At 65.8% G+C, this 21,818-nt stretch carries 17 protein-coding genes; 5 read left to right on the forward strand and 12 right to left on the reverse strand.

Translation table 11 applies throughout. The annotated features are described in order from the left end of the window. Positions 1–129: 129 nt before the first annotated feature. Both MBR110_RS20660 and MBR110_RS20665 read right to left on the reverse strand, forming a co-directional pair. Positions 130–687 carry a helix-turn-helix domain-containing protein gene (locus tag MBR110_RS20660; protein ID WP_034194540.1) on the reverse strand — a complete coding sequence of 186 codons (558 nt, stop codon included), beginning with the start codon at positions 685–687 and terminating at the stop codon, positions 130–132. Between the two features lie 16 nt (positions 688–703). Next, positions 704–1,993, reverse strand: a complete 1,290-nt coding sequence (locus MBR110_RS20665) for an NAD(P)/FAD-dependent oxidoreductase (RefSeq protein ID WP_181709302.1) — start codon at positions 1,991–1,993, stop codon at positions 704–706. 1,329 nt (positions 1,994–3,322) lie between these two features. On the opposite strand from MBR110_RS20665, the gene MBR110_RS20675 reads away from it, so the two are divergent. Further along, positions 3,323–4,726, forward strand: a complete 1,404-nt coding sequence (locus MBR110_RS20675; protein ID WP_011882644.1) for a sensor histidine kinase — start codon at positions 3,323–3,325, stop codon at positions 4,724–4,726. A gap of 57 nt (positions 4,727–4,783) precedes the next feature. Here MBR110_RS20675 and MBR110_RS20680 read toward each other — a convergent pair whose 3' ends face one another. Further along, positions 4,784–5,281 (reverse strand): acyl-CoA thioesterase, encoded by a 498-nt coding sequence (locus tag MBR110_RS20680; RefSeq protein ID WP_011882645.1) that lies wholly within the window; start codon positions 5,279–5,281, stop codon positions 4,784–4,786. 224 nt (positions 5,282–5,505) lie between these two features. Between MBR110_RS20680 and MBR110_RS20685 the strand changes: the two genes are divergently transcribed. Then, positions 5,506–6,492, forward strand: coding sequence for a response regulator (locus MBR110_RS20685; RefSeq protein ID WP_011882646.1), 987 nt, complete (start codon positions 5,506–5,508; stop codon positions 6,490–6,492). Between the two features lie 352 nt (positions 6,493–6,844). Here MBR110_RS20685 and MBR110_RS20690 read toward each other — a convergent pair whose 3' ends face one another. Genes MBR110_RS20690 through MBR110_RS20720 form a run of 7 tightly spaced genes read right to left on the reverse strand, consistent with a single transcriptional unit; the run spans position 6,845 to position 14,636 of the window. Beyond that, complete coding sequence (locus MBR110_RS20690) at positions 6,845–7,711, reverse strand: alpha/beta fold hydrolase (RefSeq protein ID WP_014725432.1); 867 nt, start codon at positions 7,709–7,711, stop codon at positions 6,845–6,847. Positions 7,712–7,725: 14 nt separating this feature from the next. Then, positions 7,726–8,979 (reverse strand): 3-(3-hydroxy-phenyl)propionate transporter MhpT, encoded by a 1,254-nt coding sequence (mhpT, locus tag MBR110_RS20695; protein ID WP_011882648.1) that lies wholly within the window; start codon positions 8,977–8,979, stop codon positions 7,726–7,728. A gap of 58 nt (positions 8,980–9,037) precedes the next feature. Then, positions 9,038–10,060: a 4-hydroxy-2-oxovalerate aldolase gene (gene dmpG / locus MBR110_RS20700; protein WP_330987172.1), complete on the reverse strand. Its 1,023-nt coding sequence runs from the start codon at positions 10,058–10,060 to the stop codon at positions 9,038–9,040. Positions 10,061–10,075: 15 nt separating this feature from the next. Further along, positions 10,076–11,023, reverse strand: coding sequence for an acetaldehyde dehydrogenase (acetylating) (locus MBR110_RS20705; RefSeq protein ID WP_011882650.1), 948 nt, complete (start codon positions 11,021–11,023; stop codon positions 10,076–10,078). Positions 11,024–11,040: 17 nt separating this feature from the next. Further along, positions 11,041–11,829 carry a 2-keto-4-pentenoate hydratase gene (gene mhpD / locus MBR110_RS20710; protein ID WP_059456001.1) on the reverse strand — a complete coding sequence of 263 codons (789 nt, stop codon included), beginning with the start codon at positions 11,827–11,829 and terminating at the stop codon, positions 11,041–11,043. A gap of 4 nt (positions 11,830–11,833) precedes the next feature. Beyond that, the gene (locus tag MBR110_RS20715) at positions 11,834–12,787 is read right to left on the reverse strand and encodes a 3-carboxyethylcatechol 2,3-dioxygenase (RefSeq protein WP_011882652.1); all 954 of its coding nucleotides are present in this window, start codon (positions 12,785–12,787) and stop codon (positions 11,834–11,836) included. A gap of 1 nt (position 12,788) precedes the next feature. Continuing rightward, entirely contained in the window at positions 12,789–14,636 is a 1,848-nt protein-coding gene (locus tag MBR110_RS20720; protein WP_181709303.1) for a bifunctional 3-(3-hydroxy-phenyl)propionate/3-hydroxycinnamic acid hydroxylase, read from the reverse strand. Positions 14,637–14,800: 164 nt separating this feature from the next. Between MBR110_RS20720 and MBR110_RS20725 the strand changes: the two genes are divergently transcribed. Beyond that, complete coding sequence (locus MBR110_RS20725; RefSeq protein ID WP_181709304.1) at positions 14,801–15,613, forward strand: DNA-binding transcriptional regulator; 813 nt, start codon at positions 14,801–14,803, stop codon at positions 15,611–15,613. A gap of 279 nt (positions 15,614–15,892) precedes the next feature. Here the strand turns inward: MBR110_RS20725 and MBR110_RS20730 are convergent, their stop codons facing one another. Further along, positions 15,893–17,131, reverse strand: a complete 1,239-nt coding sequence (locus MBR110_RS20730) for an SfnB family sulfur acquisition oxidoreductase (RefSeq protein ID WP_011882655.1) — start codon at positions 17,129–17,131, stop codon at positions 15,893–15,895. 287 nt (positions 17,132–17,418) lie between these two features. Here MBR110_RS20730 and MBR110_RS20735 point away from each other — a divergent pair, with 287 nt between their 5' ends. Together MBR110_RS20735 and MBR110_RS20740 are read left to right on the forward strand one after the other, a co-directional pair. Continuing rightward, positions 17,419–18,678: an acyl-CoA dehydrogenase family protein gene (locus MBR110_RS20735; RefSeq protein ID WP_060043132.1), complete on the forward strand. Its 1,260-nt coding sequence runs from the start codon at positions 17,419–17,421 to the stop codon at positions 18,676–18,678. After that, a complete protein-coding gene (locus tag MBR110_RS20740; RefSeq protein WP_181709305.1) occupies positions 18,675–20,075 on the forward strand; it encodes an LLM class flavin-dependent oxidoreductase in 1,401 nt (466 codons plus the stop codon). The genes MBR110_RS20735 and MBR110_RS20740 overlap by 4 nt, the downstream gene beginning before the upstream one ends. A 112-nt stretch (positions 20,076–20,187) precedes the next feature. Here the strand turns inward: MBR110_RS20740 and MBR110_RS20745 are convergent, their stop codons facing one another. Then, positions 20,188–21,615, reverse strand: a complete 1,428-nt coding sequence (locus MBR110_RS20745; protein ID WP_034194530.1) for an MFS transporter — start codon at positions 21,613–21,615, stop codon at positions 20,188–20,190. Between the last annotated feature and the right edge of the window lie 203 nt (positions 21,616–21,818).

Here is a 21,818-nt window from a genome sequence, read left to right on the forward strand (position 1 = left end):
TCCATGTATGCGGCGCCGCGGCGCGGCGAACCGCTTCATCGGCATGCGGCACGTCGCATGCAGCCGTCAATCGGTACTGCGTAGCGGGAAACCGCCCTGCGGCCGGACCTGCCGGCCGCATGCAATCGCTCAGGTGAACACCCAGATCACGCGCGCCGGCACATCGCCCAGGTTCGCGTAGCGGAACCGCTTGTGCGCGGGCAGTTGGAACGCGTCGTTCGGGCCGAGCGTGACGGGCGTGTCGTCGCCGTCCAGCCAGATCGTCAGCTCGCCTTCGAGCACGAAGCCGCCCTGCTCGTCGCTGTCGTCGACCGGGCGCTCGCCGCTGTTCGCGCCGGGCGCCAGATGGCTTTCGAGAATCGAGAAGCGCGAACGCATGTTCGGCGAGACGAGGATGTCGGTGATGCCGGCCGCGTAATACACGGTGCGGCGTTCGTCGGGCCGCGTGACCCACGGCACGCTGCGCGGCTTGCTGAGGCTGTAGAAGTACGTGGTCGGCACGCCGAGCGCCTCGCCGATCGCGGTGAGATCGGCGACGGTCGGACGCGACAGCCCGCGTTCGACCTGCGACAGAAAACCGACCGAGCGGCCGATCCGCTCCGCGAGATCGTTGAGCGTGACCTTGCGATGCTTGCGCAGGTCGCGGATCAGGATCGCCAGACTTTCTATTTCTTCCTGTTCGTTCATCGTGAGTTCCGGTGCGTCAGACGGTATCGCGCAAACGGTACCAGGCCTTGCCGAGCGCTTCGAGCGGCGCGGCGAAGCGATCGCCGCCGGGGAAGCGCGGGTTGCGGATGCGCTGATACTGCGCGAGCAGGCGATCGTCGCCGAGCACGGCGTCCGCGACCGCGCGGGCGCCCGCGAGCGTCGGCAGCACGCCGTGCCCGGAGAAGCCCTGCAGCCAGAAACGCTGACCGTGGCGGCCGATGTCGGGCGTGCGCCGCATGCTGATGTCGATATGGCCGCCCCACGCGTAGTCGAGCCGCACGCCCGCCAACTGCGGGAACACGCGCTCGAGACGCGGGCGCGTGGCGGCCGCGATGTCCGCGGGAATGCCGCCGAGATAGGTGCAGCCGCCGCCGAACAGCAGACGGTTATCCGGGCTCAGGCGGAAGTAGTCGGGCACGAACTGGTTGTCGATCACGCAGCTGTCGTGCGGCAGCAGCGAGCGTGCGAGCGCCGGCGCGAGCGGCGCGGTCGCCACCTGATACGTGCCGACCGGCAACAGCCGACGCGACAGCGCCGGATCGAGCCGGTCGACATAGGCATTGCACGCGAGCACCAGCACGTCGGCGCGCACTTCGCCGCGCGCGGTGCGGGCGATATGGCCGTCGGGCGTCTCGCGGCAGTCGAGCACGCGGCTTTGCTCGTAGATGCGCGCGCCTGCGCGTTCGATCGTCTGCGCGAGGCCGAGCGCGAGCTTGAGCGGATTCAGATGGCCTGCTTCCGGATCGTGCAGCGCCGCGAGATAGCGTGCGCTGCCGATCCATGCGGGCATCTCGTCCTTGTCGATCACGCGCAGGCGGTCGTAGCTCCAGCGCTCGGCGGCCTCGTCGCGCGCCTGCGCGAGCAGCGCGACGCGCCGCGGCCGCACCGCGGCCCACAGGCTGCCGGGCCGGTAATCGATGTCGAAACCGTGCCGCACCGGCAGTTCGCGCACTTCGGCGGCGGCCCAGCGCATGCTGTCCCAGAGCAGGCGCGCACCATCGCGGCCGAGCGCATCCTCGAGTGGCTGCATGTCGCACGACCAGCCGAGCAGCGCCTGCCCGCCGTTGCGCCCCGACGCGGCCCATCCGACCCGGCTCGCTTCGAGCACGACGACGCGCCTGCCGGCGAGCGCGAGGCGCAATGCCGTATGCAGGCCGCTGAAGCCGGCGCCGACGACCAGCACGTCGGCGTCGATACGCTCGTCCAGTTCAGGACGCTGCGGGATCGGTGCCGGGTGGGCAGCGGCGTAGTAGCTGGCGACGTGACGGTCGGATTGCACGAACATGCGGGTTTTCGTGAAATTTTTGCAGGTGAATTTCATGAAAAATTAGCACGCCGATTTCATGCGGGCAAGGGGGCGAGCGTGGGGAGGTAAGTCGGTCCGTGTACCGTCCGACGAACCAAATGTCGCCGATTTAGGGCTCTGGTGGCCGAATCGGACATTCGGCAACATTGAGGGACATTCGGCTGGCAGCGCGCGGTGCGCACCAGGCGACCCGTGATATACATCCGAACGCCCGTCGCGAGGGCTTCCCAGCGCGCAACCACCGCCTCGACTGGAGCGCGTCTGATTTAATCAGCACAACGCGGCACGCCGCGTTCGCTGGCTGCAATTAAAGTCCACCCACTCTTGCGCGCACGGCGCGAAAGTTCGCCCGATGATGCCGCCGTGGATGCACCACTTTGCGGCGCCTCAGGCTCGCACACTTCGCAACCGACATGCGATGCAACCGGCGTTATCGACACCGGCAGTAATCCCCGCCATCGAATCGCGTCTGTACGACACCAAGAAACTCCTGCCGATGTCGAGAGAATTACAACTGTGAGCCACCCCACTGATCCGGATGACTTTCCTCGAGACTGTCGAAGGCGCCATTGGCTGGTACCGCCCGAACAACGTCCAGGTGTCGACATCGCTTCCGCGCGGTTAGGCCGCCACGTAACGATCGGCGCGGGTTCCGTACTACCGGGATGCGAGATTGGCGAAGGTGCCTCCGTCGAGGCCATGTCCCGCGTGACTCAATCTCTTGCGCCTTGGGGTACACATGACGGCGTGCCTGCCCTGCTCATCAAGAAAAGCCGTCGCAGCACCTTCCGACAATGGAGACCGAATTGATCGACTGGCAAGAACGAAGCCGATCGTAAATCCACGACGGCGTCCCCTTTTGCCCGGTTTCGACAATGCAATTCAACCCTTGGATGCCGGAACTCCCTCTGCCGACCGGTTCACGCCCGTCGGCGCTTTTTCTTAAACGGGCGGCGGCAAGTGCCAACGCCCGCACGGAAAAGTAAAAACATGACGCAATCGAAAACCAAAGCGAAATGCTCGCGCTCGAGTATCTGAAGCTGACCGTCACGACCGTGATTCATCCTCTGGTATCGTTGATGACCTCCAAGGCAAAATACCGTCGATATTCTCGAGGCTGGGGCGTACCGCGGCCTTCCGTGCCGCAATCCGCCCGTATGCGCCGCAACGGAATGCCGGCAGCGGCGCGATCGAAGCTGGCAAACCATGCGATCGCTGAACGAGTCAGCCATCGGAATCGACGACGAAACTTCAACCCTGCACTAAGCAGTCCGCTGTAGGCAACCCTGTGAAACGGAACCGAGTTGCATGTATTCGATCTTGCCGGCGTTTGTGTCCGCCCTCTTTCTCGGATTTGGTGTCTATGTATGGCTGACCGAGGGCGTGACCCGACGATCGACGCCCTTCGTGCTGATGTGCATGACCACCTTCGTCTGGCAGGGGACGTGGGCCTTCCTGTTTCAGACCAGCCAGCCGGACGTTGCCCGCGTGCTGGCCAAGGTCGGCTATCTGTTCATCATGTTCCTGCCGACGACGTTCTATCACTTTGTAACGGCAACCGTTGCCCGGCGAAACGAACGCCCGCTGCTGCTGGCGTCATATGCCATCAGCGCGGTGCTGGCGGTACTGCTGCTCACCGGCAACGAGGTCGTCGACGGCGTTCGTCAATTTGCTTTCGGAGATTATCCCCGCGCCGGGCGTCTGCATCCCGTGCACGTCGTGCAAACGATCGTCCTCGCCGGTCGCAGCGGCTGGCTCCTGGTCACCGCGCGCCGTCGGGCGGCTCGCGGCCGGGACGAGCGCAAGCTCCTCGATCTCTGCCTGCTGAGCCTCGGGCTGTATTCGCTCGCGGCCATCGACTACGCCGTGAATTACGGCTACCCGTTTTATCCGCCGGGCGTCGTCTTCATCGCGCTCAGCCTCGGCATCCTCGCTGTGACGATCGTTCGCTATCGGCTGATGCGGCCGTTCCTGGTCGCGGCGACGGTAGCGCATGAAGTGACCACCCCGCTTGCGACGATCGGCATGTATGTGGCAGAAATCGACCGAGCGCTGCCGGCCCTGCTACGTGGATATCAGCTCGCCGTGACGCATCGGCTCGTGGATGGCGATTTGGACACCGAGCAGCTCGAGCGACTTCCGGCGCTGCCCGCTGCGATACGCCACCAGGTCGACAGCACGCATGCGATGGTCAAAATGTCGCTGGCGATGTTTACGCTGGACAGCGTGGATCGCCAAAGCTTCTCGACTCATTCGATCGGGCGCTGCATCGACGTTGCGCTCGATTGCTATCCTTTTTCCGCCGGGGAACGCGAGCGTGTCGACGTCGCGCCGATCGACCCGCGGCTGCAGTACTTCGGGTCCGATTCGCTGATGCTTTTCGTCGTGTTCAACCTGCTGAAAAACGCGTTGCACGCAACGATGGGCGGCACAACGGGCAGGATCGAGATCCTCGCCGAGCGAGACGACGGTTCTTGCGTGCTCCAGATTCGAGATACCGGTACCGGCATCGACGCCAATGTTCTGCCTCACATCTTCGATCCGTTCTATTCCACGAAGTCGCACGGCCGCGGCGCTGGCCTTGGGCTGGCGTATTGCCGTCGAGTCTGCGAGATGTTCGGCGGTCAGATTTCGTGCGAGTCGGTGCCGGGCGTCATGACGACCTTCACGATTCGCTTGCCTGAGGCCGGGTCACCTGCGTCGCGCAGGTGACCGGCGTGCCGATACGGCGCCCGCCCGGCACTGGCGCGCCGGGCGGGACGACACAGCTTAGCTTTCGAGCGACGGCAGGTTCAGTTCATATTCCTTGACCCGCTCGATGATGCCGGCCGGGAAGCGGCGGATCCGCTTGTCGGTTCCCGCGAAGAGGATCTGCTGGTATCCCAGCGAAACCGTGCGTTCGTCGACGCAGAAGCGGAACACCAGATAGGCCGAGCACTGCCGCACCTGGAGCGTATTGAGGTAGCAATCGACGCGCTGAAACGGGAACGTCTCCTGAACGTATTCCTGGTGCGCACGTTTCGTGACGAACGTGCCGCCGGAAGCCAGCAGATTGTTGTGAATGCACTCGTGGAACCAGCGCTCACGACATACGCCCTGCCACTCGAAATAGCGTGCGAAATACGTGTTCATGAATGCATTGGAATCTTTCAGATAAATGTCGATCACGTGATGGAACGTCTTGTGAGGCGCAGCCGTGTTTAATTCCGACGACAGCAGCTCCGGGTTATTGAGCAGGATTTGAGGGATTGCGTTTCGCGTCAACATGGATTTTTTTCCAGAAGAACGACTGCAAGCGGCAGCAACGCACGCCTTCGGCATGAGGGCGTGTCCCATTTTGGATTTGCCCTATTTTTGTTGGTCGTACCCGGACAAAATGGGCTGCAGTTGCCGGTCGCCTTTGAGATGTCCGATAATCTGACGCTGGTGCGCGGCGCCATATCCCGATGCGGGATGGCTCGCTCGTTTAATTCAAGTTTCTCGGATCAGCTATGCGTCGCTTTGTCAGGCAGCCGGTGTTCTATCCCGTGTCCACGGTATTTGTCGACGATCATCCGGGCTTCCTCGACGCGCTACGTGGAACCTATCGGAACGGGCCTCTGAACCGCTTTTTCAGCTCACCGCGCGAAGCATTGAACTTCCTGACATCGCAACACCGTCGCGGCACGCCCGAGCGGCTATCGGGATCGCAATTTTCCGATTTTGAAAAGCGCAGCTTCAATGCCTTGGGGCTCGATGCGCTGACCGACGTGACGCGATTCGACGAAGTGGCCGCCGTCGTTGCCGACTACGAGATGGACGAAATGAACGGCGTCGAGGTTTTCGCGGCCTTGGCCGACATGCCGTGTACGAAGATCTTGCTGACGGGCGTGGCGACGGAGCGGGAAGCCGTTGAGGCGTTCAACGCCGGCGTCATCGACCTGTACGTGAAGAAGTCCGCGCCGGACATGACGGAGAAGCTGACCCGCGCACTGACGGAGGCGAAGGCACGCCACTGTGCCGAGCGAGGAATGATCAGCGCCAACGACGTCGGATCCACGTACTGCGACGCGAGAGCGCTGGCGGTGATGCAGACCATCGTCGAGCGGGAACGGATCGTGGAATATTACTGGCGTCTCGATCAGAACGCCGTGCTGATGTTCGACGCCAGTGGTCAGCCGAGTGTTTTTCTCGTGTGGGACGCCGACGAATGGGCATTCCAGTGCGGCATCGTGGCCGATGAAGGCGACATTTCCCCACTGCGCCGGGAAATGGAAGCCCGTCGCATCATGCCGTTGTATTGGCCATTTCAGGCCTACCGCGCGGGCATGATGGGGGTTCCGTCAATCCGGCCGCTGCCCGTTCCCGGATGGGATGGCGCGTTCTACGGCTGGAGTCGACTCGAGTCTGCGGTGCTCGAGCCGAACATGTCGACGTACGCACGCTGGCGCAAGGCGCAGATGAACAGCGATCACCGCCCTGACTCTTTTGCGATTTAGTTTCAACGCGCCAGCCTGGCGTAAGCACGGCTGGTACTTTTAGACACCGGTTTTGAAGAAGCAATCGATCGAATCGCGCCGAATGCGCATCTTCATACGAACGACTACTCACGACACCGGCAATTTATTGGTGGCCCTCGGAATAGGGACAACGATTAAAACAAAATATTAATGGAATTGAAACTGACACTTTTGACAGGGTCGTTGCGATTCCTTGGCGGACAAAGGGGTTGTTCAGCTTCGCCGGCGGCGGATCATAAAGGCCGCCGTTGATTTCGGGGATGCGGCCATTTTCTTGGACTGATTTACGTCGTTAGGCCGGGCAAACGGCCGCCACCGATGCCACCCTTCGTTATCGGCGCAGGAACTCGAGCACCATCCGGTTGAAGCGCTCCGCGTGCTCCCATTGCGCCCAGTGCCCGCAGCGCCCGAACACGTGCAGATCGGCGTTCGGCATATTCCAGACGAGCCGCAGCCCGACATCCATCGGCACGAACCGGTCGTCGCGGCCCCAAATCACGAGCGCGGGCGCCTTGATCTCGCTCAGCCGGTGACCGTAATCCGGAAACTGCTTCGGATTGGCCGCCAGACTTTTCACGAAATTCTCCAGATGATCGCGCCGTCCGAGCATGTTCTCGAGCCGCGTCTGCATCAGCTCTTCCGTCATCGTGCTCGCATCGTAGACGAACACGTTGAGCATCTTCTTCAGGTTCTCGAGCGTCGGGTCGCGATACAGCGCTTGAAGCAGCTTGATGCCTTCGGTCGGCATCGGCACGAACTGGCTCGGACCGCCCGTGCCGCCGCCCATCAGCACCAGCTTGCCGACCCGCTCGGGATACGACAGCGCGAAGGCCACCGCGCTATGCCCGCCCATCGAGTTGCCGACGAGATGCGCGCGCCCGATGCCGAGCGTATCCAGCACGCCCGCCAGCACGCGCGCGTTGAGGTCGGAGCGCGAGCCGGTACAGACGATCGAATCGCTCTTGCCCCAGCCGGGGCAGTCGACGAGGATCACGCGATAACCCGCGTTCGCGAATGCGTCCACGTTGCGATGGAAGTTCGCCCAGCCGGTCGCGCCCGGCCCCGAGCCGTGCAGCAGAACGAGCGCTTCGTTGCCGGTGCCCGTGTCGTTGTAGTGCACGCGCAGTTCCGTGCCGTCTTCCACCACGTTCACGTACTTGCTGGTCGCGCTTTCGGTATGAATCACAGTGTCAGTCATGTCGATGTCCTTCGTCAGATCGATTCGGTTCCAAGGGTGTGCGAGCCGTTGACCGACTCGCGCGGAGATTTCGCGACTGCGGTGAGCGCACCGAGCGCCGCGATCACGATGAGCGGAATGCTCGAGATCACGAGCAGCGACGCGCTCTGGCCCAACGCCAGCAGCTGCCCGGCGATCAGCGGGCCGATCATCGAACCCATGCGGCCGACGGCCACCGCTGCGCCGACGCCCGTGCCCCGCACCCGCGTCGGATACGTCGCGCCGGCGAGCGCATACAGCACCGACTGCGTGCCGACGAGAAACAGGCCGGCCAGCAGGCCGCCCCATGCCATCGACACGCTCCCCGTCGCACCGGCGAGCGCCAGCAACGCAAGCGCGATGCCGGCATACATGCCGACCACGACCGGCCGCTTGCCGATGCGATCCGACAGCCCCGCGATCACGATCGCGCCGATGCCGCCGCCGATGTTGAACATCATCTGCACGACGCTCGCCTGGACCGGCGTGAGGCCGCGCGAGAGCACCATCGACGGCAGCCAGTTCATCAGGAAATACAGCACGATCAGCGTCCCCAGGTAGCTGATCCACAGGGCGATGGTCGTCCCCGCGCGCCCGTCGCTGAAGAGCGCGCGCACGATGCCGTCCTTCGACGCGCGGCTCGCACCCTGGCTCGCCGCGGCGAATTGCGTCGACTCCTTCAAGAACAGCGCCAGCAGCGGCAAGGTCAGCAGCGGCCCGATCCCGCCGACATAGAAGATCTGCCGCCAGCCCTCGGCGCCCGGGCTGACGATGCCGATCACGGCCGCGAGCGCCGCGCCGAAAGGCATGCCGCAGTACATTGCGCCGACCGCCGTGCTGCGCTGTCGGGGCGGCGCTGCCTCCGCGCACAAGGCGATCAGGTTCGGCATCGCCGCGCCGAGGCCGAGGCCCGTGAGAAAGCGCGCGACGAGCAGGCTCTGCAGATCCCACACCTGGGTCGTTGCAATCGAAAATATCCCGAACAGCGCGACGGACATCATCAGCACGCGCTTGCGGCCGATGCGATCGGCGAGCCTGCCGCCAAGCGCCGCGCCCGGCAACAAGCCGAGCGCGCCGATACCGAATGCCCAGCCGAGTTGCGCCACCGCGAGATGAAACTCGCGTGCCATGCGCGGCGCAGCGATGCCCGTGGATTGCAGATCGAGCCCTTCGAGGAGCGCGACCGCGAGGCACAGGCCGATGGTGATGCCGCCGCCGACGCGCGGGGGGGAAGCCGTTGACGTGTTCATTGTTGTCTCCAGGTTGAACGATGCAGCGCTCTTCGTGGCGCCTGGCATATCGGATGGTTCAGGCGCGTGCTTCGCGCCTCTTCAGATCGAGCGCGACGTCGACGATCATGTCTTCCTGACCGCCCACCATGCGTCGCTTGCCCAGTTCGACGAGAATGTCGACGGCTTTCAGGCCGTATTTCTTCGCCGCGATTTCGGCATGCCGCAGAAAGCTCGAATACACCCCCGCATAGCCGAGCGCGAGCGTTTCGCGGTCGACCCGCACCGGCCGGTCCTGCAACGGGCGCACGATGTCGTCGGCCGCGTCGAGCAGCCGATAGAGATCGGTGCCGTGGTGCCAGCCAAGGCGCTCGGCCGCCGCGATGAACACTTCGAGCGGCGCGTTGCCGGCTCCCGCGCCCATGCCAGCCAGGCTCGCATCGATGCGATCGCAACCTTCCTCGACCGCGGCGATCGAGTTGGCGACGCCGAGGCTCAGGTTGTGATGGGCATGCATGCCCGTCTGGGTCTCCGGGCGAAGCGCTGCCTTGAGCGCCCGGAAGCGCGCGCGGATGTCGTGCATGTTCATCGCGCCGCCGGAATCCACCACGTACACGCAGGTCGCGCCATAGCTTTCCATTTTTTTCGCTTCGATCGCGAGATGGTCGGGCGTCGTCATGTGACTCATCATCAGGAAGCCGACGGTATCCATGCCGAGGCCGCGTGCGTATTCGATGTGCTGCTTCGAAATGTCCGCTTCCGTGCAATGGGTTGCGACACGGACGACACGCGCACCCGCGTCGTACGCGGCCTTCAGGTCATGAATCGTGCCGATGCCGGGCAACAGCAGCGTCGCGATTTGCGCGTGCTTCACCACCTCGGCTACCGCCTCGATCCATTCCAGATCGCTGTGCGCGCCAAAGCCATAGTTGAAGCTCGAACCCTGCAGGCCATCGCCGTGTGCGACCTCGATGCTGTCGACCTTCGCCTCGTCGAGCGCGCGGGCGATGTCCTGCACGTTCTGAATCGAATACTGATGACGGATCGCGTGCATGCCGTCGCGCAGCGTCACATCGGAAATGTAGAGTTTCTTGTGCATGATCGAGTGCTCCTTGCGTCAGGCGTTCACGAGCGACGCGGCCATGCGCTCGGCCGTTGCCAGCGCGGCGGACGTCATGATGTCGAGATTGCCGGCGTAGGCCGGCAGATAATGCGCCGCGCCCTCCACTTCGACGAAGATCGAAGTCTTGAGTCCGCTGAAACGGCCGAGTCCGGGGATATGCAACGGCGCAGCGGCGGGGATGTCGTCGAACTGCACGGACTGTTTCAGCCGATAGCCGGGCACATAGGCCTGGACCGCAGCGGCCATCTCGCTGACCGACGCTTCGATCAGCGCGCGGTCCGCCGCTTCGGACAGCAGATACACCGTGTCGCGCATCATGAGCGGCGGCTCGGCCGGATTGAGCACGATGATCGCCTTGCCCTTGCCGGCACCGCCGACCGCTTCGAGCGCCTTCGACGTCGTCTCCGTGAACTCGTCGATGTTGGCGCGCGTGCCCGGCCCTGCCGACTTGCTGCTGATCGACGCGACGATCTCCGCGTAATGCACCTTTGCGACGCGCGACACCGCGGCGACCATCGGGATCGTCGCCTGCCCGCCGCACGTGACCATGTTCACGTTCGGCGCATCGAGATGCGCGTCGAGATTCACCACCGGCACGCAGTACGGGCCGATGGCAGCGGGCGTCAGGTCGATCATCCGAATGCCGGGCTTGAGCGCGCGCAGGAACGCGTCGTTCTTCACATGTGCGCCGGCCGACGTCGCATCGAACACGAAGTCGATCTCGTCGAACACGGGCAGGCGCGCGAGCCCTTCCACGCCTTCATGCGTCGTCGCCACGCCGAGCCTCGCGGCGCGCGCGAGGCCGTCCGAGGCCGGATCGATGCCGACCATCGCGGCGATTTCGAGGTGCTTGCCGCTGCGCATGATCTTGATCATGAGGTCGGTGCCGATGTTGCCGGAGCCGATGATCGCGGCCTTGCACCGGGTGTTGTCTGTTGCCATGGGAATGTCTCCGTCCGTCATTCGGTGAAAGTGGCGCGCACGCTGCCGAGCCCGTCGATGTGCGCCGCATAGGTGCCGGCCGCCTTCACTGCGACCATCGGGCCAAGCGCGCCCGTCAGCACGACGTCGCCCGCACGCAGCGGCGTGCCGAGTCGGACCATCCGGTCCGCGAGCCATGCGGCCGCATTCAGCGGATTGCCGAGGCACGCGGCGCCGTTGCCGCGCGACAGGACTTCGCCGTCCTGCGCGAGCGTCATCGCGCACGCGGTCAGATCGATGTCGCGCAGCAGGACCGGCCGGCTGCCGAGCACGAACAGCGCGCTCGATGCGTTGTCCGCGACGGTGTCGAAAAAGCGGATGTCCCAGTCGCGGATGCGACTGTCGACGACCTCGATCGCGGCCACGGCATACGCGGTCGCGGAGATGAGGTCCGCGAACGTGTGTTTTTCTGCGGTCAGGTCGCGTTCGAGCACGAGCGCGATCTCCGCTTCGACCTTCGGCTGGATCAACGACGCAAGCGGCATCGGCTCGCCGTCGCCGTACGCCATCGACGCGAACAACGCACCGAAGTCCGGCTGATCGACGCCGAGCTGCTTCTGCACCGCAGGCGAAGTCAGGCCGATCTTCCTGCCGACGACACGCTCGCCGCTGGTCTTGCGCAAGTCGTTGTTGATCTGCTGGATCGCATAGGCGAGCGTCGCGTCGCCTCCCGGACACGTATCGCGCAGCGGTGCGATCGTCCGGCCCGACGCCTGTGCTTCACGCAGGCGCGCGGCCATCGAAGCAATGCTGTTGTCATCCGACATGGTTCTATCTCCTGGAAAGGGTCCGCTCTCGCGCGTGCATCGCGCCGAAACCCGCGATCCATTCGGGAATCGCGCGGTAGTAATCGATCGACGCCGCGTACGGGCCGCTCGCCGCAAGTGCGCCGAATGCGGCGACCCACGTGCGGATCTCGTGCGCGGACTTGCCCGCATCGCGCGTGATCGCTTCGTTCGTGAGGCCATCGGCGGCGGTGAGGTCACCGCGTTCGAGCAATTCGAGGAACCTGCGGTCCCATGCGGGATTGAGCGGATGCAGGCGGCTGTCGCCCGCTGCGAATGCCCTGGCCGCCGCGACGGTGCTGGATTGCCGCGCATCGCGCGACGCGGGCGACGGGTTGCGGCCCGCGATCAACCGTTCCGCGACGACGTCGTCCGCGCCGGCGATTTCCGGCACGGGCGGCTCATGCGAGATGCCGCCCGAGCCGATCAGCAACACGCGCCGGTTCATGCGCGCGACGACACGGCCGATCGCGTCGCCGAGCAGGCGCGCGCGGCGGCACGACGCCATCGGCGGCGCAACCGAGTTGATGAAGACGGGTACCACCGGGAAGCGGTCGATGCGGCCCGTGAGTACCTCGAGCGCCTGGGCGCAGCCGTGATCGACCTGCATCCGATACGACACGGCGACGTCGATATCGCTCGCGAGCGCCGCATCGGCGAGCGCGAGCGCCGCATCGCGCGCGACGGGCAACGGGCCGGCCGCGCTGCCGAAATCGCCGACGGCCGTCGCACTTGCGCCGATGCAGAACTGCGGCATCACGTCGTAAAAAAAGCCGTTGTAGTGATCCGGCGCGAACACGATCACCAGTTCCGGATCGAACGCGTCGACCCGCTCGCGCGCCGCGCGCTGCACGCGCTCGACTTCGGCGACGACTGCCGGCGCGGGATCGAAATAGCCGTGCAGCGGCGTGTGCGACATGCATTCGAGATGGATCGGCATCTCAGGCTCCCACCAGGCCGGCGGCCGGCGCGAACGTCGCGTCGTCGGACTGCGCGCCCGTTGCCACGGAAAGCGACAGCCGTTGGGCGAGCTGCGACACGCATTCCGATACGCATTGCGGCGAGCACATGCCTGCCACGAAGCGGTCCGGCCGCAACAGCACGACCGACTCCGGCACCCGCGCGAACCAGTCGCGCAGGCGCGAGTCGACATCGCCGATCGCGATCACGTCTTCGGGTACGTCGTCGCGGAAGCCGAGCTGCGGGTCGGGCTTCGCGAGCACGAAGCATCCGCCGAGCGCGCTCCAGATGCGGCGCGCCTCGGGCGTCAGGCCGAAGGTCGGGTCCGTGCCCCAGCTCAGGATCGCGAAGCGGTTGCCGATCGCATCGTCGAGCCGGACGATGCTGCCATCCGCGACACGCACGCGCGGCTGGATGAACATGCGGCCCACGGGCGTCCCCGCCTGCGCATCGCGGCCGTGCACGATCCGTCCGAGCAACGATTCGCGCTTCTCGCTCATCAGACCGACCAGCCGCCCGAGCGCGCCGTGCCCCCGGCTGGCGATCAGCCGCGCGAGCATGCCTTCGGACCGCGCGCGTCGTGCCAGCAGCACGACGCCGTCTTCATAGCGCGGCATCGGCTTGAAACGCATCTCGACGAAGTAGCGCTTCAGGGACGGCAGCACGTCGAAGCAGCGCACGAACGCGTCGCGCACGCGCGTTCCGACGAAGCTCGTCGGCGCGAAGATGTCGCCGGCCACTTCCGACAGGTGGATCATCGAGCGCGCGTGGGCGCGCCGCTCCATCGTGTAGGTATCGAGCAGCGCGTCGCGCGCCGTGCCCTTCACGACCATCGCGAGCTTCCAGCCGAGATTGCTCGCATCGCGAATCCCGCTGTTGTAACCCTGCCCCTGCCACACCGGCATGATGTGGGCGGCGTCGCCCGCGAGCAGGATGCGCTTCACGCGGAACACGCTCGCGAGCCGCGCGTTGTGCGTATAGACCCGCTGGCGGATGTAGTCGACCTTGTCAGGATCGTCGACCACCCCGCGCACCAGCGCCGCCATGTTCTCCGGCTTCGACAGCTCCTCCTCCGTCTCGCCCGGCATCACCATGAATTCGAAGCGCCGGATGCCGTGCGGCAGCGCCGCCGACACGTAGGGCCGCCGCGCGTCGCAATGCAGATAGACATGCGGGGAGCCGATCGGATCGTTGCGCACGTCGATCACGATCCATTGATTCGGCTTCGTGCGCCCTTCGAACGGCACGTCGAGCGTGCGGCGCACGAAGCTGTTGCCGCCGTCCGCGCCGACCATGTATGCGGCGCGGATCGTCGTGCGCACGCCGTGCGCATCGGTCGCGTCGATGGTCACGCCGCTCTCGTCCTGCGCGAAGCGGTCGACGTTGTGGCCGAGCAGCGTCGACACATGGTCGAAACGCTCGAGACCGCGGTACAGGATCTGATCGGCGAGCGGCTGGATGAAGGCGTTGCGGCGCGGCCAGCCGAACTCGTCGGTGCGCGGCTCGATCGACGCGAAGCACTTCCCATTCAGCGTGAAGCGCATCCAGTGATTCGGCGTGGTGTGCGGCAGCAGCGCCTCTGCGAGGCCGACCGACTGGAATACGCGCAGTGCTTCGTCGTCGAGCCCGATGGCGCGCGGATAGTCGATGATCTGCGTGAGCTTCTCGACAACGACGACGCGCACGCCCTGCAGGCCGAGGATGTTCGCGATCATCAGGCCGACCGGGCCAGCACCGATGATCGCGACATCGGCGTCGATCGAGCGAGGTGTCGTTTCGTGAGGATGAGCGCGGCCGAGGCCGGCCGCCGGTTCAAAAGCGGGGCGCATGCTTGTCTCCTGACTGGGCTTGTTCGTTGTGCTGAATCGACGCAGCGCGTGGCTGTCGCTCGTTCAGCTTATGGACGCAGTTTAGGGATGGCGGAAAACCCCCTCAACAAAATCTCAGGAATGTGCATAGAATGCACATGATTGATTTAAATGGGATTTTTTCCATGACAACCTACACAAACGTGCGCGGCCTGGCGCGCGGCCTGCAGGTGCTGCGGGCGCTGAACGCGATGGAAGACGGCCATGCAACGAGTCAGCAACTCGCCGATCTGACCGGCCTGCATCGCACCACGGTGCGCCGTCTGCTCGAGACGTTGATGGAAGAAGGTTTCGTGCGCCGCAGCACATCGGACGACAGCTTCCGCCTGACGCTCGCGGTGCGTTCGTTGAGCGAAGGATTCACCGATACCGAGCGTATCGCGACCGTGGCGCCGCCGATCATGGGTCAGTTGCTGCAGCGCGTGGCATGGCCATCCGATCTGACCACGCCCGATGGCGACGCGATGATCATCCGCGAGACGACGCATCGCTTCAGCCGGCTGTCGTTTCATCGCGCGATGGTCGGGCGGCGCCTGCCGATGTTGCTGACGGCCGCGGGCCGCGCCTACTTCGCAACGTGCCCCGACGAGGAGCGCGAGGACATTCTGGAGCTGCTGCGCTCCGGTGCGGGCGGTGACGAGCAACAGGCGTTCGCGAGAAACGATGCGCTCGTGCGCAAGCTGATCCGGCGTGTGCGCGACGACGGCTTCGGATCGAACCACGGTGACTGGACCGCGCAGGCGAAGATCGGTGCGGTTGCGGTCGCGATCAGCGCGGACGAACGCGTGATCGCGAGTCTCAACGTCATCTTCCTGTCACGCGCGGTGCGGCTCGAAGACGCCGTGCGCCGCTATGTGCCGGAGCTGCAAAAAGCAGCACTGGATATTGCCGAAGCATTGAAGCAGGAGTCGGAAGCGCGTCCCCGCGCATCGACGTAGGATCCCGCAACGGCCGAATGTCTATCTCACCGTCGCGTCGGCACGCGACGGGGCGAATCCGCACGCAACAGCGGACGTTCATCGATGCGGGCCATCGCGACGATGCAACTGCGCGAGAAGATTACTCGTCTTCTCAAGCATTCATGATCGGCGCGCGTATTCCGAACCGACGGCCGTGATTCTCGTCGTCGATGCACTCGGGTTCGAGCTCGACGGTACCGCGCGGCCAATCGCCAACGCGACGATCGATCGGGCTGCGATCGGCGGCCGACGAGCGGCTCAGTTCCACGCATGGCGTGCCGGACGCACGCCGTTCAGGTAGTAGTTGCCGACGAGGTGATATTTCCAGCGCACCGGATCGTGCAGCGTATGCGTGCGCGCGTTGCGCCAATGCCGGTCGAGATTGTGCTCGGCGAGCGTCGACTGCGTGCCGGCCAGTTCGAACAGCTTCTCGCCCGCGAGCAGCGCCACCTCGGTCGTCAGCACCTTCGCTTCGCCGACCGCGACCGATGCGCGCGCAACGTCGTCTTCGGTCACGTCGCCGCGCGCCGTGATCTCGTCGAGCGTGCGTGCCGCGCGTTCGAGCAATGCCTCGGCCGCATGCAGCTGGATGTGCAGATGGCCGATCTCGCGAATCGTCAGCGGATCGTCGACTGCACGATCGACGCCGCTGTCGACCCACGGGCGCGTGCGGGTCCGCACGAACGCCAGCGTATCGTCGATGGCCGCCTTCGCGATGCCCGCGTCGATCGCGGCCTGGATGATCTGCGACAGCGGGCCGTTGAGCGTCGGCACGTCCGACACGCGCTGCGCGGGCAGCACGTGCGACGCCGGAACGCGCACCGCATCGAGCACGACCGTGCCGCTCGCGGTCGTGCGTTGCCCGAATCCCGACCAGTCGTCGATCACGGCCAGCCCCGGCGTCGGTTGCGGCACGTACGCGAGCCATGCCTGGCGTGCGTCGTCGAGGCCGAGCACCGGTACGTAATGCGCGAACAGCGCACCGGTCGAGTAGAACTTCGTGCCGTCGACGACATAGTCGTCTCCGTCGCGGCGCACGCGCGTCTTCAGGTCGAGCACGTGCTTCGTGCCCTTCTCCGAGAACCCGTTGCCGAAGCGCTTGCCGCTCAGTATCTCCGCGAAGAAATGGCGCTTCTGCGCGTCGGTGCCGGTGAGCGCGATCACGTCGACCAGCCCGAAATGATTCTGCGGCAGCTGCCCGAGCGACGGATCGGCCGCCGCGACGATCTTGACGACCTCGGTCAGCGTGACATGCGACACGCCTGCGCCGCCGTATGCCTTCGGCACCGTGATCGCCCACAGCCCCGACTGCGAGAACCATTCGATTTCGTCGCGCGGCAGGCGGCGCGTGCGATCGCGCTCGGCGGCATCTTCCGCGAGCCGCTTCGCCAGCGCGTGCGCGGCTGCGATCGCCTGCGCATCGTCGGCGATCACGCGGGCCGCGGGTGGTTGCACATCGGCTGGCTGCTCCTGAATCGTCGCGCTCGTGTCTGACATCGGGTTCTCCTGTCGAATGGCGAAAGCACTCAATCTAGCAGCGCAGCGCGGGCCGGAAAAACGAGCGATTCTCGGAACGATATTCCTCCGGATAACAAACGACCCGATCGGCGCCGGCGACACGCGCTTCGGCGCCGCAATCGACGCGCCGGCGTCGCCGCATCGCGGTGCGCCTGCGGTAATACGCAGCAACGATAACGATCTGCGAATCCGTTATTGGAACGCGCATGTCGCGCTTCCTATACTGGCCTCCCGGCGCAATCGGCCCGCTCTTCGAGGAATACCGCATGACTTCGTTGCACGCTGCCCCCGACCTATCCACCGGTACCGACTACGACGCGCTCGCGAGCCGGTTCAGGCCGATCTTCGAGCGCATCGCCACGGGCACCGCCGAACGCGAACGCCGCCGCGAGTTGCCGCACGAGGCGATCGGCTGGTTGAAGGCCGCAGGCTTCGGCGCGGTGCGGCTGCCGGCCAGCGCCGGCGGCGCCGGCGCCTCGCTGCCGCAGCTGTTCCGGCTGCTGACCGAACTAGCCGCCGCCGATTCCAATCTGCCGCAGGCATTGCGCGGGCATTTCGCGTTCGTCGAGGACTGGCTGAACGCCCCGTCCGGGCCGCAGCGCACGACCTGGTTCGATCGCTTCGCAAGCGGCCAGCTGGTCGGCAACGCATGGTCGGAGGCCGGCGACGTGCCGCTCGGCCAGACCGTCACGAAGGTGTCGGAGCGCAACGGCCGGCTCGTGCTGAACGGCCGGAAGTTCTACAGCACGGGCAGCCTGTTCGCCGACTGGATCGACGTGTTCGCGCAGCGCGCGCACGACGGCAGCGACGTGATCGTCGCGGTCGCGACCGCGCAGCCCGGCGTGATCCGCGAGGACGACTGGGACGGCTTCGGCCAGACCACGACCGGCAGCGGCACCACGCGCTTCGAGGATGCGACCGTCGACGCCGACCACGTGATCGACTTCGCGCGCCGCTTCAAGTACCAGACCGCGTTCTACCAGTTGTTCCACGTCGCGACGCTGGCCGGCATCGGCCACGCGATCGTACGCGACGCCGGCGAGCTCGTGCGCAACCGGACGCGCGTGTACAGCCACGGCAACGCACCGCGCGCGGGCGACGACGTGCAGCTGCAGCAGGTGATCGGCGAGATCGCGTCGTGGGCGTATGCGGCCGACGCGCTCGCGCTGCGCGCCGCGCAGCCGCTGCAACAGGCCTATGAAGCGCGCTTCGGCGACGACGAAGCGACCGAGCACGCGGCGAACGTCGCGGCCGAGATCGAATCCGCGCAGAGCCAGCTCGTCGTGTCCGAACTCGTGCTGCGCGCGGCGACGCGCCTGTTCGACGCGCTCGGCGCGTCCGCGACGCGCACCACGACCGCACTCGACCGCCACTGGCGCAACGCGCGCACGGTGTCGTCGCACAATCCGCTCGTCTACAAGGCGCGGATCGTCGGCGACTGGGTCGTCAACGGCCGCACGCCGCCGTTCGTCTGGCGCGTCGGCAACGGTGCGGGCACCGGCGTGGAAGCGGGAGGCGCACGATGAGCAAGACGATCCGTTTCAACGCGTTCGAGATGAACTGCGTCGGCCACCAGTCGCCGGGCCTGTGGGCGCATCCGCGCGACCGCTCGTGGCAGTACAAGGACCTCGACTACTGGACCGACCTCGCCCGCGTGCTGGAGCGCGGAATCTTCGACGCGATCTTCATCGCAGACGTGATCGGCTATTACGACGTCTACCAGGGCAGCAACTATCACGCGCTGCATCAGGCCGCGCAGATCCCGGTCAACGATCCGCTGCAGCTCGCCGCGCCGATCGCGATGGCGACCGAGCATCTCGGGATCGGCATTACCGCGTCGACGACGTTCGAGCACCCGTACACGTTCGCGCGCCGCCTGTCGACGGCCGACCATCACACGAAGGGCCGGCTCGCGTGGAACATCGTCACGTCGTACCTGGAGAGCGGCGCGAAGAACGTCGGCGACCAGGGCCTGCGCACGCACGACGACCGCTACGCGGTCGCGGCCGAATACGTCGAGGTGCTGTACAAGCTGTTCGAGGGCAGCTGGGAGGATGGCGCGGTGGTGCGCGATCGCGACGGCCGCGTGTTCACGCATCCCGAGAAAGTGCACGAGATCGGCCACAAGGGCCGCTTCTTCGACGTGCCCGGCTACCACCTGTGCGAACCGTCGCCGCAGCGCACGCCGGTGCTGTTCCAGGCCGGCGCGTCCGGCCCCGGCAAGGCGTTCGCCGCGCAGCACGCGGAATGCGTGTTCGTCGCCGCGCCGACCCGCGAGCAGCTCGCACGCTACGTGGCCGACGTGCGTGCGCAGGCCGCCGCGGCAGGCCGCGATCCGTCCAAGGTGCTGATTTACAACCTCGTCACGGTGATCGTCGACGAAACCGACGAAAAGGCGCAGGCCAAGTTCGACGAGTACCGCCGCTACGTGTCGTACGATGGCTCGCTGGTGTTCATGTCGGGCTGGACCGGCATCGACTTCGGCCAGTACGCGCCGACCGATCCCGTGCGGCGCGTCGAAACGAATGCCATCGTGTCGGCCGTCGAGCACCTGGCGGGCGGCGACACCGCGTGGACGATCGAGGCGCTGGCCACGTGGGGCGGTATCGGCGGAATGGGGCCGGTGTTCGTCGGCTCCGCCGCGACCGTCGCGGACATCCTGCAGGAATGGGTCGCGGCGACCGACGTCGACGGCTTCAATCTCGCGTATGCGGTTGCGCACGAAACCTTCGAGGATGTCGTGCGTCATCTCGTGCCCGAGTTGCAGCGCCGCGGCGTGTATCCGACCGCGTATGCGCCGGGCACGCTGCGCGAAAAGCTGTTCGGCGGCGCGGCGCGGCTGCCCGACGAGCATCCCGCCGCGCAGTTTCGCAATATCGAGCAGGTCAAGCGCGAAGCCGAGCGCGAGGCGGTCGGCGCGTAGCGGGATGTCGAGGCCGGTCTGCCCGCGTGCGGGCCGACCGGCTGCAATACCAACGGCTTCGTGCGGTTCGACGAAGCCGTTGGCGCTTTTCGGGGTGGTCTGCCCCGCGCGTTCACGCGACGCTTTCGTCGTCGATGTCGTGCGCCGTCGGTTCGTACCGCACGATCAGCAGGAACGCGATCGGCGTGACCGCGCTGACCGCGACGACCCAGAACATGTCGGTGCCGAGACGCGCCTGCAGGATCGGCAGCACGAACAGCGCGAGCGCCTGGCCGATGCCGCACAGCGAGCGTCCGAAGCCGACGCCGGTGCCGCGGATCGCGGCCGGATACGACAGCGTCGGATAGATCATCATCTGCGCACCGGGGCCGAATCCTTCGGCGAACAGCCAGGTCCCGAGCATCAGCAGCACGACGCCCACCGCGATCGCGCCGTGCGGATGCCCGGCGAGCGCCAGCGCGACCAGCGCGATCGTCTGCAGCGCGAAGCCGGCGATCGCGACATGGCGCGACGGATAGCGATACGCGAGGCGCATGCCCAGCAAGCCGCCGGTGAACGCGAACAGCACGTTCAGCGCAAGCGACGCCGCGATCGTTTCGAACACGCCCGCGCCGAGAAACTGCGACAGGATCGACGGCAGGAAGAACGCGATCGCCGTGTACTCGAACGGAATGCACAGGTTCATCGCGCTGGCGACGATCGTGCGGCCAAGATACGGGCGCTGAAACAGCACGCGGATCCGCACGGGCGGCGGACTCGGCTCGCGCCGCGCATCGTCGGCCTCATGCGCGTGAATGCCGTACGACTCGCGCAGGATGCGCGCGGCATCGGCCAGGTCGCCCTGGTTCGCGGCCCACAGCGGCGATTCGTTCATGAACCGGTTGCGGAACAGGATGATGACGAGCGCCGGCACCGCCCCGAAGATCAGCGATGCGCGCCACAGCCATCCCGCGTGCTCGGCCGGCAACAGGAAATACAGGCCGAAGATCAGCAGGAAGCAGACCGACGACGCGACGTACCACATCGGGCACCACGCCGCGAGCCGCGACGCCTTGTTGCCGCGCCCGTTGAACTTCGAGAATTCCGCGAGAAACGCCATCGCGACGGGCAGGTCGATACCGACGCCGAGCCCCATCACGAAGCGGGCCGCGATCAGCACCCAGACGTTCGGCGCGAGGCCGGCCGCGATCGCCGCGACCACGAAGAACAGCATGTCGGCCATGAACACCTGATAGCGGCCGATCCGGTCGGTCAGCCAGCCGCCGATCAGGCTGCCGAAGATCGTGCCGATCATGATCGCCGAACCGACGAGCCCGGTCAGCGCGGGCGTCAGCCCGAATTCGCGCGCGACGTCGTCGATGCCGTAGGACAGCGTCGTGAGGTCGTACGCGTCGAGAAACACGCCGCCGAGCGCCAGCAGCACGATCATCCGCGCATGGCTGACCGAACTGTCCACGGTATTGATCAGGCGCGCGACGTCGCTGGCCGAGCGGATGGGAGCGGAAACCGGTGTTGCAGGGCTTAGATCGATCGAACTCATCGCATTCCTTGGGGTTTGGCGGAATGCACGCCGAGGCCGGCGTGGAGCCGGAGCCCGGGCTGGTGCATTCGCGATCGGCGGGATTTAGACGGAACGCGGGCGCGTCGACAGGCTGACGTGATTGCATTCCGGCAGCGGGCATTCTGTTCCGCCGATCCCGGTATCCCAAGCGATATAAAGCGATAAATTAATCGGGCTGCGTC

The organism is Burkholderia sp. MBR-1 (assembly GCF_013822785.1).
In the GTDB taxonomy this organism is placed as follows: domain Bacteria; phylum Pseudomonadota; class Gammaproteobacteria; order Burkholderiales; family Burkholderiaceae; genus Burkholderia; species Burkholderia vietnamiensis.